Annotated in this window: 14 protein-coding genes; 9 read left to right on the top strand and 5 right to left on the bottom strand. The window is 76.0% G+C overall.

Annotated elements, in window-relative coordinates; genetic code table 11:
- Positions 1–69: 69 nt before the first annotated feature.
- Entirely contained in the window at positions 70–1,530 is a 1,461-nt protein-coding gene (locus IE321_RS00290; RefSeq protein ID WP_190221252.1) for an FAD-dependent monooxygenase, read from the bottom strand.
- 478 nt (positions 1,531–2,008) lie between these two features.
- On the opposite strand from IE321_RS00290, the gene IE321_RS00285 reads away from it, so the two are divergent.
- The 5 genes from IE321_RS00285 to IE321_RS00265 all read left to right on the top strand — a co-directional run bounded on the left by IE321_RS00285 (position 2,009) and on the right by IE321_RS00265 (position 8,082).
- Entirely contained in the window at positions 2,009–2,695 is a 687-nt protein-coding gene (locus IE321_RS00285) for a response regulator transcription factor (protein WP_043222229.1), read from the top strand.
- 150 nt (positions 2,696–2,845) lie between these two features.
- The gene (locus IE321_RS00280; protein WP_043232445.1) at positions 2,846–4,480 is read left to right on the top strand and encodes an ABC transporter substrate-binding protein; all 1,635 of its coding nucleotides are present in this window, start codon (positions 2,846–2,848) and stop codon (positions 4,478–4,480) included.
- 46 nt (positions 4,481–4,526) lie between these two features.
- Positions 4,527–5,483, top strand: coding sequence for an ABC transporter permease (locus IE321_RS00275; RefSeq protein WP_190221251.1), 957 nt, complete (start codon positions 4,527–4,529; stop codon positions 5,481–5,483).
- On the top strand, positions 5,480–6,403 hold the full coding sequence (locus IE321_RS00270) for an ABC transporter permease (RefSeq protein ID WP_190221250.1): 924 nt from the start codon (positions 5,480–5,482) through the stop codon (positions 6,401–6,403). The genes IE321_RS00275 and IE321_RS00270 overlap by 4 nt, the downstream gene beginning before the upstream one ends.
- Positions 6,400–8,082: a dipeptide ABC transporter ATP-binding protein gene (locus IE321_RS00265; RefSeq protein ID WP_190221249.1), complete on the top strand. Its 1,683-nt coding sequence runs from the start codon at positions 6,400–6,402 to the stop codon at positions 8,080–8,082. The genes IE321_RS00270 and IE321_RS00265 overlap by 4 nt, the downstream gene beginning before the upstream one ends.
- On the opposite strand, the gene IE321_RS00260 is transcribed toward IE321_RS00265, so the two are convergent.
- Genes IE321_RS00260 through IE321_RS41730 form a run of 3 tightly spaced genes read right to left on the bottom strand, consistent with a single transcriptional unit; the run spans position 8,062 to position 10,960 of the window.
- Positions 8,062–8,802 carry a 4'-phosphopantetheinyl transferase family protein gene (locus IE321_RS00260; RefSeq protein WP_190221248.1) on the bottom strand — a complete coding sequence of 247 codons (741 nt, stop codon included), beginning with the start codon at positions 8,800–8,802 and terminating at the stop codon, positions 8,062–8,064. The genes IE321_RS00265 and IE321_RS00260 overlap by 21 nt on opposite strands.
- Positions 8,799–10,073, bottom strand: coding sequence for an MFS transporter (locus IE321_RS41735; protein ID WP_226652457.1), 1,275 nt, complete (start codon positions 10,071–10,073; stop codon positions 8,799–8,801). The genes IE321_RS00260 and IE321_RS41735 overlap by 4 nt, the downstream gene beginning before the upstream one ends.
- The gene (locus IE321_RS41730; RefSeq protein ID WP_229916258.1) at positions 10,070–10,960 is read right to left on the bottom strand and encodes an alpha/beta fold hydrolase; all 891 of its coding nucleotides are present in this window, start codon (positions 10,958–10,960) and stop codon (positions 10,070–10,072) included. The genes IE321_RS41735 and IE321_RS41730 overlap by 4 nt, the downstream gene beginning before the upstream one ends.
- A gap of 267 nt (positions 10,961–11,227) precedes the next feature.
- Here IE321_RS41730 and IE321_RS00250 point away from each other — a divergent pair, with 267 nt between their 5' ends.
- From IE321_RS00250 to IE321_RS00240, 3 genes are read left to right on the top strand one after another with little or no spacing between them, the layout of a single operon-like run.
- Positions 11,228–11,815, top strand: a complete 588-nt coding sequence (locus IE321_RS00250) for an SMI1/KNR4 family protein (protein ID WP_190221247.1) — start codon at positions 11,228–11,230, stop codon at positions 11,813–11,815.
- A gap of 49 nt (positions 11,816–11,864) precedes the next feature.
- Positions 11,865–12,536, top strand: a complete 672-nt coding sequence (locus IE321_RS00245) for a HEAT repeat domain-containing protein (protein ID WP_190221246.1) — start codon at positions 11,865–11,867, stop codon at positions 12,534–12,536.
- A 3-nt stretch (positions 12,537–12,539) separates the two neighbouring features.
- The gene (locus IE321_RS00240) at positions 12,540–13,544 is read left to right on the top strand and encodes a HEAT repeat domain-containing protein (protein ID WP_190221245.1); all 1,005 of its coding nucleotides are present in this window, start codon (positions 12,540–12,542) and stop codon (positions 13,542–13,544) included.
- A gap of 23 nt (positions 13,545–13,567) precedes the next feature.
- On the opposite strand, the gene IE321_RS00235 is transcribed toward IE321_RS00240, so the two are convergent.
- On the bottom strand, positions 13,568–14,611 hold the full coding sequence (locus IE321_RS00235) for a saccharopine dehydrogenase family protein (RefSeq protein WP_190221244.1): 1,044 nt from the start codon (positions 14,609–14,611) through the stop codon (positions 13,568–13,570).
- 108 nt (positions 14,612–14,719) lie between these two features.
- Between IE321_RS00235 and IE321_RS00230 the strand changes: the two genes are divergently transcribed.
- Positions 14,720–15,682 (top strand): helix-turn-helix domain-containing protein, encoded by a 963-nt coding sequence (locus tag IE321_RS00230; RefSeq protein ID WP_190221243.1) that lies wholly within the window; start codon positions 14,720–14,722, stop codon positions 15,680–15,682.
- Positions 15,683–15,686 lie beyond the last annotated feature (4 nt).

The following is a 15,686-nucleotide window of genomic DNA, read 5'->3' as shown; positions in this document are numbered from 1 at the left end:
CTCGGGAACGGGTGGGGGTGGCGGTGGGGTCGGTGGAGGAACGGCAACGGGTGCGGAGGGTGCCTCGGGTCAGTCCCGGGGCGGCCCGAACCAGCGGTCCAGGGCCGTGGGAAGGTCGTCGTGGCTGCCGGGTGCCGCCCACGCCACGTAGCCGTCGGGGCGCAGCAGCACGGCGGCGCTGTCGTGCGGGACCGGGGCCTCGGGGGCGGCGGTCACCACGTCGACCCGGTCGCTCCAGGGGGCGGCGCGGCGGCGCAGCCACGGGTTGTCGTCGAGGTCGAGGAGGACGCCCCGGCCCCGGTGCAGCAGCGCGGCGCTGCCGGTGGACCGGCCGGCCACCGTCAGCGGCAGCGCGGGCAGCCGGGCGCCCAGCAGCGGGTGGGTGCCCGCGCCGACGTCGTAGCGGATCTCCACCCCGCTCACCTTCGCGGCGAGGTGCCGGGCCACCTCCTCGTACGCGACGAGTTCGCCCAGCACCTCGCGCAGCGGGCCCACCTCGGCGCCGCCGAGGATCAGCAGGCTCTGCGCCTGGGTGTTGGCGAGCAGCCGCCGGCCGACCGCGTGCCGCTCGGAGTGGTAGGTGTCGAGGAGGGCGGCGGGCGCCCTCCCGCGCAGGACGGCGGCGAGTTTCCAGCCCAGGTTCACCGAGTCCTGGATGCCGGTGTTCATGCCCTGTCCGCCGGCCGGCAGATGGATGTGGGCCGCGTCGCCGGTCAGCAGCACCCGGCCCCGCCGGTACTCGGTGACCAGCCGGGCGGCGTCCGTGAAGGCGCTGACCCACACCGGCCGGCCGTGCGCGATGTCGTGGCCGGTCAGGCGCTTGTAGGTGTCGGCGACCTCCTCGAAGCGGGGCGGAGCCGTACGGCGCCGGGGCGGCGTTCCGCGCTCCCCGACGATCAGCCGGTGCACGCCGTCGCCCAGCGGCGCGGACATGACCATGCCGCCGGGGACCAGCTCCCCGATGCCCCGCGCCGGCACCTCCACCCCCCGGACGTCGGCGAGCAGCAGCTCCGTGGTCGCCTCCGTACCGGGGAAGTCGAACCCGGCGGCCTTGCGCACCGCGCTGCGGCCGCCGTCCGCGCCGACGAGGTACCGCGCCGTCAGCTCCAGCGGCCCGTTCGGCCCCTCGGCCCGGACCAGGACCCCGTCGGCGTCCTCCTCGAAGCCCAGGAAGGCGTGACCGCGGCGGAGGTCCGCGCCCAGCCCGCGGGCCCAGGACTCCAGCACGCCCTCCGTCAGCGACTGGGGGACCGCCTTGGCCGCCCGGTGCGCGCCGTCCAGCACCCCGAAGTCGAGCGGGATGCCGCCGAAGTGGCCCTGCGGGCTGGTCTCCGGATCGCCGAAGCGGGGGAGCAGCCCGCGCTGGTCGAACGTCTCCATCGTGCGGATCGTCAGTCCCAGCCCGCGGGACTCGCCGGTGGGCGCGGCCAGCCGCTCCAGCACGACCACGCCGACGCCGGCCAGCCGCAGCTCTCCGGCGAGCGCCAGACCGGCCGGTCCCGCTCCCACGATGACGACGGACACGTCCATACGGCTTCTCCTCTCACAACGCCCGGGGCGACCGTTCACGGAATTACCGGCCCTTCCCCGCGAGCCGCCGCATTGTGCTGACAGCCCTGCCGGATGGCCATGAATATCGTCGGCCGACTCGTCCGGGGTTTTCAACCCGCGAATCCCAGGACCGGCAAAAGGACGTGTGTGGCGACCGTCAAAGCGACCGGTCCCGTAAAGAAATCTACAAGCGAATGTCAGAGGAACTGCAAATCCACCGAACCGACCCCCGCCGGTGGGTCGTGATCCACTGGCCTGTGACCCCGGTCACTGCCAGAACCCCAAGGCGCGCCTAGCCTCAGGACCTGTGCCCCATCGGGTGGCAGAGCGCCGCCGGCGTCGCTCCCCGCCCTCTTTACAGGCTTGTGAATTGTCCGGGCCCGGGGTTGTGACGACATGCGGGGCACTGCCAGGCTGCAAAGTCGTACGGCCGCGGCATGAAAAACCGGGGGAATTGATGCATGCACTGGTGGTCGATGCCGACCCGGCCGAAAGCTCATTGATCAGTGACGAGCTGAAACGCCATGGATTCGACGCGATGAAATGCGTGACGGGAGCCGAAGCGCTGGATATGCACGAAGAATTCGATCTGCTCCTGCTCGACCTGCGGTTACCCGACATCGACGGCCTGGAGGTGTGCCGGGCGGTACGCGCCACGAGCGACATCCCGCTGATCGCCTTCGCCTCCGCCGACCGCGGACTCGACCGCGTCCTCTGCCTCCAGGCGGGCGCGGACGACTGCCTCGCCAAGCCCTACGGCCCGCGCGAACTCATCGCCCGCATCGAGGCGGTGCTCCGCCGGGCCCGACCGGCCCGGGCGGCCACCCGCCGGACCCCGGCCGTGCTGGCCCGAGGCTCGCTGTGCATCGACCCCGCGACCCGGGAGGTGCGGCTCAACGGACGGCTGATCAAGCTCACCCGCAAGGAGTTCGACCTGCTGCACCGCCTCGCCGCCGAACCGCACACCGTCCACTCCCGCGCCCGCCTCATGGCCGACCTGTGGGGCTACCGCGAGGGCTACGCCCCCGACGCACGGGCCAGCCGCACGATCGACACCCACGTCAGCGCCATCCGCACCAAGTTGGGCGCCCCCGACTGGATCGTCACCGTGCGCGGCGTCGGCTTCCGCTTCGGCCGCACCTGACGCACGCCCTCCCGCCCGCCGCCCTACGCGGCACCCGACGGCCCGGCCCGCCGGCCGCCGCCCCCACCACCCCACCCCCCCCACGCACCGCCCCGGGCCCCGGACCACCAGGCCCCGGATCACCGAACGCACGACAGGAGTCACCCCGCCATGCGCGCCACCCGCACCCCCGCACGTCCCCGCACCCCCGGGGACCGCAGACGCCTCGCCGTCCTCGCCGCACCCCTCCTCCTCGCCGTCCCGCTGACGGCCTGCTCCGCCGCCGGTTCCGACGGCCAGACGACCGGGCCGCGCTCCGGCGGGCGCCTCACCTTCGCCCTCTCCTCCGACCCCACCTGCGTCGATCCGCACCAGGCGGCCACCAACGACGCCATGTACGTCACCCGCGGCATCGTCGACTCCCTCACCGACCAGGACCCCAGGACCGGACGGATCGTGCCCTGGCTCGCGACCTCCTGGGAGATCGCCGCGAACGCCTCCCGCTTCACCTTCCGGCTGCGCACCGACGCCACCTTCAGCGACGGCGCCCCCGTCGACGCGAAGGCCGTCAAGGCCAACTTCGACGCCGTCCACGACCTGGGCGCCCGCTCCATCCTCGGCTCCGGCTTCCTCCAGGGCTACCGAGGCACCGAGGTGGTCGACGCCCACACCGTCGAGGTGGCCTTCGACGGCCCCAACGCGCAGTTCCTCCAGGCCACGTCCACCCCCACCCTGGGCCTCCTCAGCCCCGCCTCGCTCCGCCGCGCCGCCGAGGAACGGTGCGCCGGCCCGCTCGCCGGCTCGGGCCCCTTCACCCTCGCGGGCTACACCCCGGACACCTCCGTCGAGCTGAACCGGCGCGACGACTACGCCTGGGGCTCCCCCCTCTGGAAGAGCCCCGACGCGGCCCGCCTCGAAGCCATCACCTTCCGGGTCGTCCCCGAGTCCGGCGTCCGCTCCGGCAGCCTCACCTCCGGCCAGGTCGACGCCATCGCCGGCGTCGCCCCCCAGGACGAGACCCTCCTCAAGGGACAGAAGGTCTCCGTCGTCGGCCGCGCCAACCCCGGCGTCCCGGTCGCCCTCAGCGCCAACACCGCGAGCCCCGTCGCCAAGGACCCCGCCGTCCGCCGCGCCCTCCAGGCCGCCGTCGACCGCGACGAGGTCGTCGACACCGTCCTCAGCTCCAGCTACCGCCCCGCCACCAGCTCCCTCGCCGAGACCACCGACGCCTACCGCGACAACAGCCCCCTCCTCGCCCACGACCCCGCCCGCGCCCGGACCCTCCTGGACGAGGCCGGCTGGCGGCCAGGCGCCGACGGCATCCGCGTCAAGGACGGGCGCCCGCTGCGGCTCAAGGTCATCCTCGGCACCAACTTCGGCCCCAACCAGTCCGCCCTCGAACTGATCCAGCAGCAGGTCAGGAAGGCCGGGATCCAGCTGGACCTCAGCGTCCTGTCCATCGCCGACTACCAGAAGGCCAGGGGCGCCGGCGACTACGACCTGGCGTGGGGCAACGGCACCCGCACCGACCCCGACATCCTGCGCACCGCCTTCTCCTCCAAGCTCCTCAACCTCTCCCGCATCAGCGACCCCGCCCTCCAGCGGGAACTCGACGCCCAGGCCGCCGCCACCGACCCCGCCCGCCGCGCCGCCCACGTCGCCACCGCGCAGCGCCGCATCCTCGAACAGGGCTACCAGATCCCGGTCTTCGAGATGACGACCGTCTTCGCGCTCTCCAAGAAGGTGCACGACATCACCTTCGACGCCTCCTCCCGCCTCCAGTTCCACGACACGTGGCTCTCGTGACCGCCCGCCACCGGCCCCCGCGGCCCACCGACACGGAGGCACACCGGTGAAGCGCCGCCTCCCGCGCACCCTGGCCCAGGCACTGTTCGTCCTCTGGGCCGCGTACACCGTCTCCTTCGCCGTGCTCTACCTGCTGCCCGGCGACCCGGTGACGATCATGGCCGCGGGCGGCGGCGACGCGAGCTCGGTCAGCCCGGAGCAGATCGCCGAACTCCGCGCCCGCTACGGCCTCGACCGACCCGTCCCCGAGCAGTACGCGACCGCGCTCTGGAACGCCGTACGCGGCGACCTCGGCACCTCGGTGCACGGCGGGCAGCCGGTGACCCGGCTCATCGCCGACGCCCTCCCCGCCACCCTCCAGCTCGCCGGCGCCACCCTCCTGCTGGCCCTGCCGCTCGGCGGCGCCGTCGCCCTCCTCGGCACCTACACCCGGCGCCGCTGGCTCCGCCAGCTCCTGCTGTCGCTGCCCGCCGCCGGCGTGTCGGCGCCCACCTTCTGGGTCGGACTGCTGCTCGTGCAACTGGTCTCGTTCCGCTGGGGCCTGCTGCCCGCCTTCGGCAACGACGGCTGGAGCTCGCTCGTCCTGCCCTCGGTCACCCTGGCCCTGCCCGCCGCCGGACTCGTCGCCCAGGTCTTCGCCAAGAGCCTGCGGACCGCGCTGGCGGAGCCGTACATCGACACCGCGCGCGCCAAGGGCGCGGGCCGCGCCCGCGTCCACCTCCGGCACGCCGCCCGCAACGCCCTCGCCCCGCCGCTCACCGTCGCCGGCGTCCTCACCGGCGGGGTCCTGGCCGGCTCCGTGGTGGTCGAGACCGTCTTCGCCCGCACCGGCGTCGGCCGGCTCACGGCGACCGCGGTCACCACCCAGGACATCCCCGTCGTCCAGGGGCTCGTGGTCCTCGGCGCCTGCGTCTACGTCACCACCCACCTCGTCGTCGACCTCCTCCACCCCCTCCTCGACCCCCGCATCGCGGCCACGGAACGCCCGGCGGTGACCACATGACCGAACTCACCACCCCGCCCCGCACCCGGGCGGCCACCCCCGAGGACCCCGCGACCGCGAAACCCGCCGCGCCCCGGCCCGGCACCCCCTCGCGCGCACGCCGGGCCCTCGCCTTCTGGCTGGGCAGACCCGGGCTCCTGCTCTCCGCCGCGCTGCTCGCCCTCGTCCTGCTCGCGGCCCTCTTCCCCGCCCTCCTCACCTCACGCGACCCGCTCGCCGGCATCCCCGGCGAACGGCTCCTGCCCCCGGGCGCCGACCACCCCTTCGGCACCGACCAGCTCGGCCGCGACCTGTACGCCCGGGTCGTCCACGGCAGCGCCCTCACCCTGCGCGCGACCGGCCTCGCCGTCGCCGTCGGACTCGTCGCCGGCTCGCTCGTCGGCCTGCTCGCCGGATACCTCGGCGGACGCGCCGACGACGCCCTGATGCGCCTCGCCGACGTCCTGCTCGCCGTCCCCGGACTGCTGCTCTCCCTCGCCCTGGTGACCGCCCTCGGCTTCGGCACCGTCGAGGTCGCCGTCGCCGTCGGCGTCACCAGCGTCGCCATGTTCGCCCGCATCATGCGCACCGAGGTCCAGCGCGTCGCCCGCACCCCGTACGTGGAGGCCGCGCGGGCCGCCGGCGTCCGCTGGTACACGGTGCTGCTGCGCCACGTCCTGCCGAACGCCGCCGCGCCCGTCCTCGTCTACGCGGCCGTCGACTTCGGCGCGGTCGTCCTCCAGGTGTCCTCCCTCTCCTTCCTCGGCTACGGAGCCCGCCCGCCCCAGCCGGAATGGGGCGCCCTCGTCGCCTCGGGACGCGACTACCTCGCCCCGGCCTGGTGGCTCACCACCCTGCCCGGACTCACCATCGCGGCCACCGTCCTGGCCGCCAACCGCATCGCCCGCGCCCTCGACGGCGAGGCGAGGGAGACCCCATGACCACGCCCCCGACCTCCTCCGAGCCGGAAGCCCTCCTCGCCGTCCGGGACCTCACCATCACCTACGCCACCCGAGCCGGCCCCGTCCCCGCCGTCCGGGGCGTCGACCTCACCGTCCGCCCCGGAGAGGTCCTCGCCCTCGTCGGCGAGTCCGGCTCCGGCAAGAGCACCACCGCCCACGCCGTCCTCGGCCTCCTCCCGCCGGGCGCCCGCGTCGACGGCGGGACGATCCGGTACGCCGGGACCGACCTGGCCGCCGCCGACGAGTCCGTCCTGCGCGCCCACCGGGGCCGCGCCATCGGACTCGTCCCGCAGGACCCGGCCGTCTCCCTCAACCCCGTCCAGCGCGTCGGGAGCCAGGTCGCCGAGGTCCTCCTCCTGCACGGCCTGGCGGCCGACCGCGACACCGCCCACGCCCGGGCCGCCGAACTCCTCGGCGAGGCCGGGCTCGACCGGCCCCGGGACCGCGCCCGCCAGTACCCCCACGAACTCTCCGGCGGCATGCGGCAGCGCGTCCTCATCGCCATCGCCCTCGCCGCCCGCCCCCGCCTCCTCGTCGCCGACGAGCCCACCAGCGCCCTCGACGTCACCGTCCAGCGCACCATCCTCGACCACCTCGACACGCTCACGCGCACCTCGGAGACCGCCGTCCTGCTCATCACCCACGACCTCGGCGTGGCCGCCGACCGCGCCGGGCGCGTCGCCGTCATGGCCCGCGGCCGCGTCGTCGAGACCGGCCCCACCGACGAGGTCCTGACCTCGCCCCGGCACCCCTACACCAAGGCCCTCCTGGCCGCCGCGCCCGCCTTCGCCCCCGCCCGCCGCACCCCGTCGGGAACGGCGGAGGCCCGGGACGGAGGAACCCCCGCGCCCGCCCCCGCCGACCTGCTCACCGCCGAGAACCTCGTCAAGGAGTACCCGCACCGCCGCACCGGCCGGCACACCCCGCCGCCCCCGGCGGTCGACGGCGTCAGCCTCCGCGTCGCGCGCGGCGAGACCCTCGCCCTGGTCGGCGAGTCGGGCTCCGGCAAGTCCACGACGGCCCGGCTGCTGCTGCGCCTCACCGACCCCACCGCCGGCCGGATCACCTTCGACGGCCAGGACGTCACCCGGCTCAGGGGCGCCGCCCTGCGCGCCCTGCGCCGCCGCCTCCAGATCGTCTACCAGAACCCCTACACCTCCCTCGACCCCCGGCTGCCGGTCGCCGAGATCGTCGCGGAGCCGCTGCGCGCCTTCCGGGTCGCCGGCCGCGCCGAACGGACCCGGCGGGTGGCCGTACTCCTCGACCGCGTCCACCTGCCCGCGGACGTGGCGCGCCGCCGCCCCGCCGAACTCTCCGGCGGGCAGCGCCAGCGCGTCGCCATCGCCCGAGCCCTGGCCCTCCGCCCCGACCTCGTGGTCTGCGACGAACCCGTCTCCGCCCTCGACGTCTCCGCGCAGGCCCACGTCCTCGACGTCCTCGCCGAACTCCAGAGCGAGGACGGCCTGAGCTACCTCTTCATCACCCACGACCTGGCCGTCGTCCGCCGGATCGCGCACCGCGTCGCCGTCATGCGCCACGGGCGGATCGTGGAGACGGGCCCCGTCGAGACCGTCTTCACCGAGCCCCGGGAGGCGTGGACCCGCGCCCTCCTGGACGCCGTCCCCGGCCGGGGACGGTCAGCCCCGGCCGACGACTGACACGGCGGCCCGCCCGCCCCCGCCCGCCGCCGGGAGGACCTCCGCCGCCGTCACCGTCCGCACGGTGACCTCCGGCGCCTCCCCGGCGGGCACCGCCACGGCCGCCGCGTACCCGGCGGCGACGGGCACCCCGCACACGCTCCACCCCGCCGGCCGCGCCGCCGGCTCCGCGTCCCCCAGGTAGTCGGCGCGCGGCGCACGCGCGAGCCCCGTCCCCAGGCCCTTGAGGTACGCCTCCTTGCGCGCCCACAGGCGGGTGAACGCCTCCACCCGCCGCGCCGGGTCCAGGCGCTCCAGCTCCGCCCGCTCCCACGGGTGCAGCCGCGGCAGGCACGCCTCCACCGTCTCCGGCGGGCACTCCCGCTGCACGTCCACCCCCACGACACCCGCCGCCACGGCGACGGCCACCAGCCCGTGACTGTGCGACAGGGAGAAACCGGGCGGCCCGTCGACACCCCGCAGCACCGGCCGTCCGTACCGTCCCTCCCGACCGAAGCGCAGACCGGCCGGGTCCGCCCCGGCGTACCGGGCCAGCACCCGGCGCAGCGCCAGATGCGCCCACACGTACCGGCTCCGCCCCTCCTCGGTCGCGAAGCCGCGGGCCCGGCGCCGCTCGGCGGCGTCGAGGACGGCGTACGCCTCCGGGGGCACCCCGCCCGGCCCGCCGGGGACCGGCAGCAGCCACACCTCCACGGCCCCGGGCCCGGGCGTCCGCCTCACGGCCGGGCCCGCTCCCCGGAAGGCTCCCGGTCCCGCTCCCGGGGCCCGTCGTCGACCGGTACGGCCACGGCCCCGGCCCGGCGCCCGGCGACGGCCGCCCCCACGCCCGCGGCCAGCGACACCAGACCGCCGATCACGAAGCCCCACCGCACGCCCCAGTGGTCGGCGAGCGCGCCCACGAGCAGTGCCCCGAGCGGCGTCGACCCCTGGAGGATCAGCGTGTACAGGGCCAGGACCCGGCCGCGCAGTTCGGGCGGCACGCCCAGCTGGACGCGGTGGTTGGCGGCCTGCACGAAGAAGATCGTCGCCCCGCCGGTGAGGAAGAGCAGCACCAGGGAGAGCGGGTACGACGACGCGACCCCGACCGCCGTCTCCAGGACGCCGAAGGCGACGGCCCCGCCGGCCACCAGCCGGGCCGAGGGGCGCCCGCTCCGTACCGTCGTCGCCAGCGCCGCGACCAGCGAGCCCGCCGCGAACACCGCCGTCACCACACCGAAGGTCGAGGCCCCGGCGTGGTGCACCTGGGTGGCGAGCAGCGGCAGCGTCAACTGGAAGTTGAGCCCGAAGAGGCCGATCACCGCCACCAGGGTCAGGGGCACCACCAGGTCGAACCGGCCCGCCGCCCGCAGGCCGTCCCTGATCCGCACCCGGTCGCCGCGCTTGTGCTCCGGCCCGGTCCGGCCGCGCATCAGCCGGAGGGCGACGACGGTGGCGGCGTAGCTCGCCGCGTTCAGCAGCATCACCCGGCCGACGCCGGCCGCCGAGATCAGCAGCCCGGACAGGGCAGGGCCCACCACCCGGGCGACGTTGAAGTACGCGGCGCTGAGGGCCGAGGCGTTGGGCAGCAGGTCGGAGCCCACGAGCTCGCCGACGAACGCCATCCGCGCCGGGACCTCGAACGAGTTCACCACGCCCAGCGCGCAGGCGAACACGTACACGTGCCAGAGCCGGACCCCGCCCGTCACCACGAGCACCGCGAGCGCGAGCGCCAGCCCGCACGACAGCACATTCGCCGCGGTCAGCAGGGCCCGCTTGTCGTACCGGTCGGCGAGCCGGCCGCCGTACAGCGTCAGCAGCAGGACGGGCGCGAACTGCAGGGCCGTCACCGTCCCCAGGGCGCTCGCCGACCCGCCGGTGAGGCCGAGCACGAGCCAGTCCTGGGCGACGACCATCATCCACGTGCCGGCCACCGACACGATCTGGCCGAGCACGAACAAGCGGAAGTCCCGGACGCGCAGGGACCGGAAGACCCCGCCCACGGCAGCGCTCACGACTCCGGCACCGCCCGCTCGCCGCCCGCCGCCAGGCACTCCTCCAGGAACGCCAGGACCCGCAGGTGGTAGGCGCGGGCGGCCCAGCCCAGGCTCACGTTGTGCCCGGCCCCCGGCAGCCGGTCCACCTGGACCCGCGGTGCCAGGGCCAGCCGGCCCGTCAGGTCGTCCACGTCCTCGGGTCCGTGCCGCCACCACGCCTCGTGCTCGGCGAAGGTGAACCGCACTGGCACCCGCACCCGCCCGAGGACCTCGGCCCCACCGGCCGCCCAACCGCCCACCGACTCCCACTCCCGCCTCGGCATCGGCGCCACCACCGATCGGCTGGCGCGAAACGTGCCCGGAGGATAGAGCCCGAAGCTCGGGCCCCAGTCGAGCCGCCGTGAGGCGAAGCCCGCGCGGCGCGCGGCACGCCCGACCGGCACCGCCGGCCGGTGCCCCACCCCCGACACGTCCACCCCGACCAGCCCGTGCGGCCGCTCCTCGGCGGCGAGGGCGAGGGCGACCTTGCCGCCGAAGGAGTGCCCGAGGAGCAGGACGGCCCCGTCGGTGAAGCCCTCCAGGGCCCGCCCCAGCACCCGGGCCTGCTCGCCGACGCCCCGTCCGTCCGGCACCAGACCGGCGTACGGACCGTAGCCCGGGCGGTCGAGCGCCAGGACCGCGTAGCCGAGCCGGCTCCCGAGCGCGAGCAGCGACACGTCCGGGTGGGCCTGTCCGTCGAAGTACCCCGCGCTCATCCCGCCGCCGTGCAGCGCGACCACCAGCGCACGCGCGGGTCCGGCCCCGGGCTCCGGCTCGGCCAGCAGCCCCGTCACGGGTGCTTCCCGGCCGGTCCCGAGCGTCACCCGACGCACCCCCGGAGACACCCGCGACGACACGACGGCCATCCGCCCTCCCCCCCACCCACCACCACCGACGATCCGACCCCACCAGCATCGGCACCGCCGGCCCACCGCCTCAAGACGCCCCGGTCCAGGACTCGGTGAGCTTCCCGCGCCGTCCCACGGAAACGTCAGGGCCCGGCCAACGCCGCGTCAGGGGAGTGTCAGACGCGTCGCCGCCGGGCCGGGACCGGACGCCGACGACCGCCCGCCGCCGCGGTGGGACGGGGCGCGGGCCCTGCGCTGTCAGTGGCGCCTGACAGCATCGCGCCCATGACCGACGTGAACGACCTCCTCACCCGGGTGGCGGCGAAGGCGGCCGCCTCCTCCGGCCCGCTGCCGCCGCCCGCGAGCGCCGGGGCGGTGGCCGAGGCGGAGCGCGTCCTCGGCTTCGCCCTGCCGCCCCTGCTGGCCCGGCTCTACCGCGAGGTGGCCGACGGCGGCTTCGGGCCCGACTACCTCCTCCTGCCGCTCACCGGCCAGGGACGCACGGTGCTGGGGGAGTACGCCTCGGAGCGGGCCGCCTCCGCCGAGGGGGAGACCCCCTACTGGCCGGCGGGCGTCCTGCCCGTCCTCGACTGGGGCTGCGGGATGTACGCGGCCGTCGACTGCCGCGAGGAGAGCGGCACCGTGCTCCTCTTCGACCCGAACGCCCTGGACGACGACGGCGCCGACGCCTGGTTCGTCGACGCCGGAGACCTCGCCGGGTGGCTGGAGACCTGGCTCGGCGGAACCGGGTGGTACCGCGAGGACGCGCACGACGACGAGGGCGCCGCGGCGCCGGTCCCGATGCCGTGGGAAGCGGCCGCCGCCCGGATCGCGGAGGCCCCGCCGGAGCCCGGGCCCGCCGTCCTTGCTTGACCTTGACACGGTGACAAGCCTTTGACTGCCTGCCCAGGAGGTGGTCCCGATGACCCTGACCCATCAGGACGAGGACGTACGGCGCGCGCTGCGGGCCCTGACCGACGCGCGGGCTTCGGTGCGGCTCAAGGCGGCCCTGGCGGTGGGCACGACGCCCGACGACCGGTTCGTCGACCCGCTCGTCGAGCGGTGCGCGGTGGAGCCGGAGTTCTTCGTCCGCGACATGCTGACCTGGGCGCTGACCCGCCACCCGGAGGGCCTGACGCTGCCCAGGGTGCTGGTCGAGCTCGACTCGGAGCGGCCGCAGGCGCGCAGCCAGGCCCTGCACACGCTGTCCAAGATCGGCGACCGGCGGGCCTGGCCGGCGATCACGCACGCCCATCTGACCGACCCCGACGACGAGGTGGCCCGGGCCGCCTGGCGGACGGCGGTCCTGCTCGTGCCGGAGGGGGAGGAGCCCGCGCTGGCCGCCGTGCTCGCCGGCCGGCTGGGGCGCGGCGACCGCGAGACGCAGCTCAGCCTCAGCCGGGCCCTGACCGGGCTCGGTGACGTGATCCTCCCGGCCCTGGAGACCGCGGCCGGACACCCCGACCCCCGCGTGCGCGCCCACGCGCTCGCCACCCGGCGGATCCTGCGCGACCCCGACACCGGATTCGAGTACGCGATCGAGGAGGCGAAGCGCGTCGTGGCGCTCGACGGGGCCCCGGGGGAGGGAGACTAGGGCGTGTTGATCGGTGAGGTGGCGCGGCGCTCCGGCGTCAGCGCGCGCATGCTCAGGCACTACGAGTCGCTCGGACTGCTGCGGCCCTCGGGCCGCACCGGCTCCGGCTACCGCGAGTACCGCGACGAGGACATCCGGCGGATCTTCCACATCGAGAGCCTCCGCTCCATGGGCCTCTCGCTGAGGGAGATCGGCCGCGCGCTCGACGACCCCGGCTTCACCCCGGCGCAGCTCGTCGGCGACCTCATCGAGCAGACCCGCGCCCGCATCGAGGCCGAGACCGAACTGCTCACCCGGCTGCGCCGGATCGACGCCACCGAACCCGCCAGCTGGGACGAGGCCCTCCGGGTCGTCGCGCTCCTCCAGGCCCTCGGCTCGCCGAGCGAGGACGCCCGGCAGCGCGCCGCCCTCTCCTCGGCCGACGAGGTCCCCGTACCGGTGGAGGCCCTGGTCGAGGCCGCCCTGAGCGAGACGGAGCCCAATGTCGCCGGGGCCCTCCGGTGGGCGCTGGCCCGCTCCGGCGGCGGCGGGACCGCCCTCCTGGCCCGGGGCCTCGACTCCCCGGCGGCGGAGGTCCGCGAACGGGCCGTCCGCACCCTCGCCGGACTCCCCGGCGAGGAGCCCGTCTCCCTGCTGCGGACCGCCCTGGCCCATCCCGACCCCGTGGTCCGGGGCCGGGCGGCCCTGGCCCTGGGCGCCCGGGGGGAGTCCGAGGCGATCCCGACGCTCGTCGAGATGGTCGTGGACGGCAGGAACGACACCGACGCGGCCGACGCCCTCGGCACCCTGGCCGCCGACGCGGCCACGGCCGACGGGATCGCGGCCGGCCTGGTCGCCCACCTCGCCGACGCCGCCACCGCACCGCCCGCCCGGGGCCGCCTCACCCAGGCCCTGGCCGACATCCCCGGCCCCGTCGCCCGCCGCGCCCTCGCCGACCTCACGCACGACCCGGACCCCGCCGTGGCCCTGACGGCCGGCTACCTCCGCCGGCTCCGCGACGGCCGCTGAACGCCGGTGCCGTCCCCCGGCCGTCACGCCCCCGTCGCTCCGTGCGCCTCCCAGGTGACGTGCGGGGCGAGCGCGTCCAGGAAGTCGGCCGGGTCGAAGAGCTCCCCGGCGGAGGCGACGCCGACGGTGCGGGTCCGGCCGGTGAGGACGCGGTGCACCGCCTCGACCGCGAGGGGAGCGGTCACGGCGTAGATGTCCCGGCCGGTCGCCACGGCGCGCCGCTCGGCTCCGCCGGAGCGGACGACGACGTCGACGAGGAAGGTCTGCGCGGACCGTCCGCGCGCGTCCACCGCCGTCGGGCCCGCGGTGTCCGCGCCGGCGATCCCGCTCGCCGCCTCGGTCGACATGTAGGTGCGCACCGAGGGGACGGCCAGATGGCTGGGGAGCGTGACGACGTCGGCCATCGTGAACTCGCCGACGACGGACCGCGGCCCCATCGGCTCCGGGAACGGCCAGGTCAGCACGGGCAGTTCGTCGGTGTGGTACTCCAGCCGCCCGCCGGCGAAGCGGACCCGCCGGCCGCCGCGCCGCTCGGCGGAGACCTTCCCGGCGAGCCGTGTCCCCGCCGTGGGCGCCCAGCCGCTCAGCCCGTACGCGACGTGCGCCTCGTCCGCCGAGGTCCAGTCGCCCATCGCGGCCGTGGCCAGCAGGTCGCCGAGGCCGCCGTAGAAGGCCATCGCGGGCACGATCACCGCGCCCTGCGCGCGAGCCCGGTCCGCGTACCGCGCGAAGGTGTCGGCGTTGGCCTCGATCTCGGCCGCCACGTCGACGTACGGGATGCCGGCCCGCAGCGCCGCCTCGATCACCGGGCCGGCCGTCGTCGCGAACGGTCCCGCGCAGTTGACGACGGCGTCCGCGCCTGCCAGCGCCCGGTCGAGCGCCGCCGGGTCGTCGACCGGCGCCGGCCGCGCGTCGAGCCCCGGGTGCTCCCGCGCCAGCGCCGCGAGCTTCTCCGCGTCCCGCCCGGCCGCCACGGGGACGAAGCCCCGCTCGCGCAGGTGCGCCACCACGAACCGGCCCGTGTGCCCGTACGCGCCGTACACCGCCACCGTCTGCCCCGCCGCCATGAGGTCTCTCCCTTGTCCGTGCCGCGTCCGATCGACTGCCCCCATCCTGGAATGGTTGAACGGGCAACCGTGAGTGTCGGAAACGACGTGCCCCGTACACTTCCGGACATGACCTCCGTCGCGCTGGCCGTCACCGACGGCATGCTGCACTTCGAACTCTCCGTCGCCCACGAGGTGTTCGGCTCCGCGCCGGACGCGGTCGCCGTCCCCTGGTACGACCTGACGGTCTGCGGTCCCGGCACCGTGCCCTTCGGCCCGTTCCGCCTGGAACCCGACCACGGCCTCGACCGGCTCCGGGACGCCGACACCGTGATCGTCCCCGGCTGGGCCGACGTCGACGCGGCTCCGCCCGCCGCGCTGGTCGACGCGGTGCGCGCCGCCCACGAGGCCGGAGCCCGGGTCGTCTCGCTCTGCACCGGGGCGTTCGTCCTCGCCGCCGCCGGACTGCTCGACGGCAGGCGCGCCACGACCCACTGGGCGCACACCGGCGTCCTCGCCGCCCGCCATCCGGCGGTGGAGGTCGACCCGGACGTGCTCTACGTCGACGAGGGCACCGTCCTCACCTCCGCCGGCAAGGCCGCCGCGCTCGACCTGTGCCTGCACCTGGTCCGCCTCGACCACGGCTCCTCGGTCGCCAACACCGTCGCCCGCCGGCTGGTCGTCCCCCCGCACCGGTCGGGCGGCCAGGCGCAGTTCGTCACCGCGCCCGTGCCCGCGCAGGACGACCACCCGCTCACCGCGCTGTTCCCCTGGGCCCTGGAGCGCCTCGACCGGCCGCTCACCGTGGAGGACCTCGCCCGCCGGGCGGGCATGAGCTCGCGCCACCTGACCCGCCACTTCCGCGCGGCGACCGGCACCACGCCCCTGCGGTGGCTGCTGACCCAGCGCGTCCGCCGCGCCCAGGAACTCCTGGAGCGGACCGACGACGGCGTCGACGCCATCGCGACGGCGACGGGCATGGGCACCGCCACCACCCTGCGCCGGCACTTCCACCGCACCCTGGGCGTGCCCCCGGACAGCTACCGCCGCACCTTCCGCACCCGTGCGGCGGCGCTGCCCGAGGCCCCGTGATCCG

Source organism: Streptomyces hydrogenans, from assembly GCF_014656075.1.
In the GTDB taxonomy this organism is placed as follows: Bacteria; Actinomycetota; Actinomycetes; order Streptomycetales; family Streptomycetaceae; genus Streptomyces; species Streptomyces hydrogenans.
Note: the sequence above shows the minus strand (reverse complement) of the source record. Positions and strands in the feature narration are given on the sequence as shown.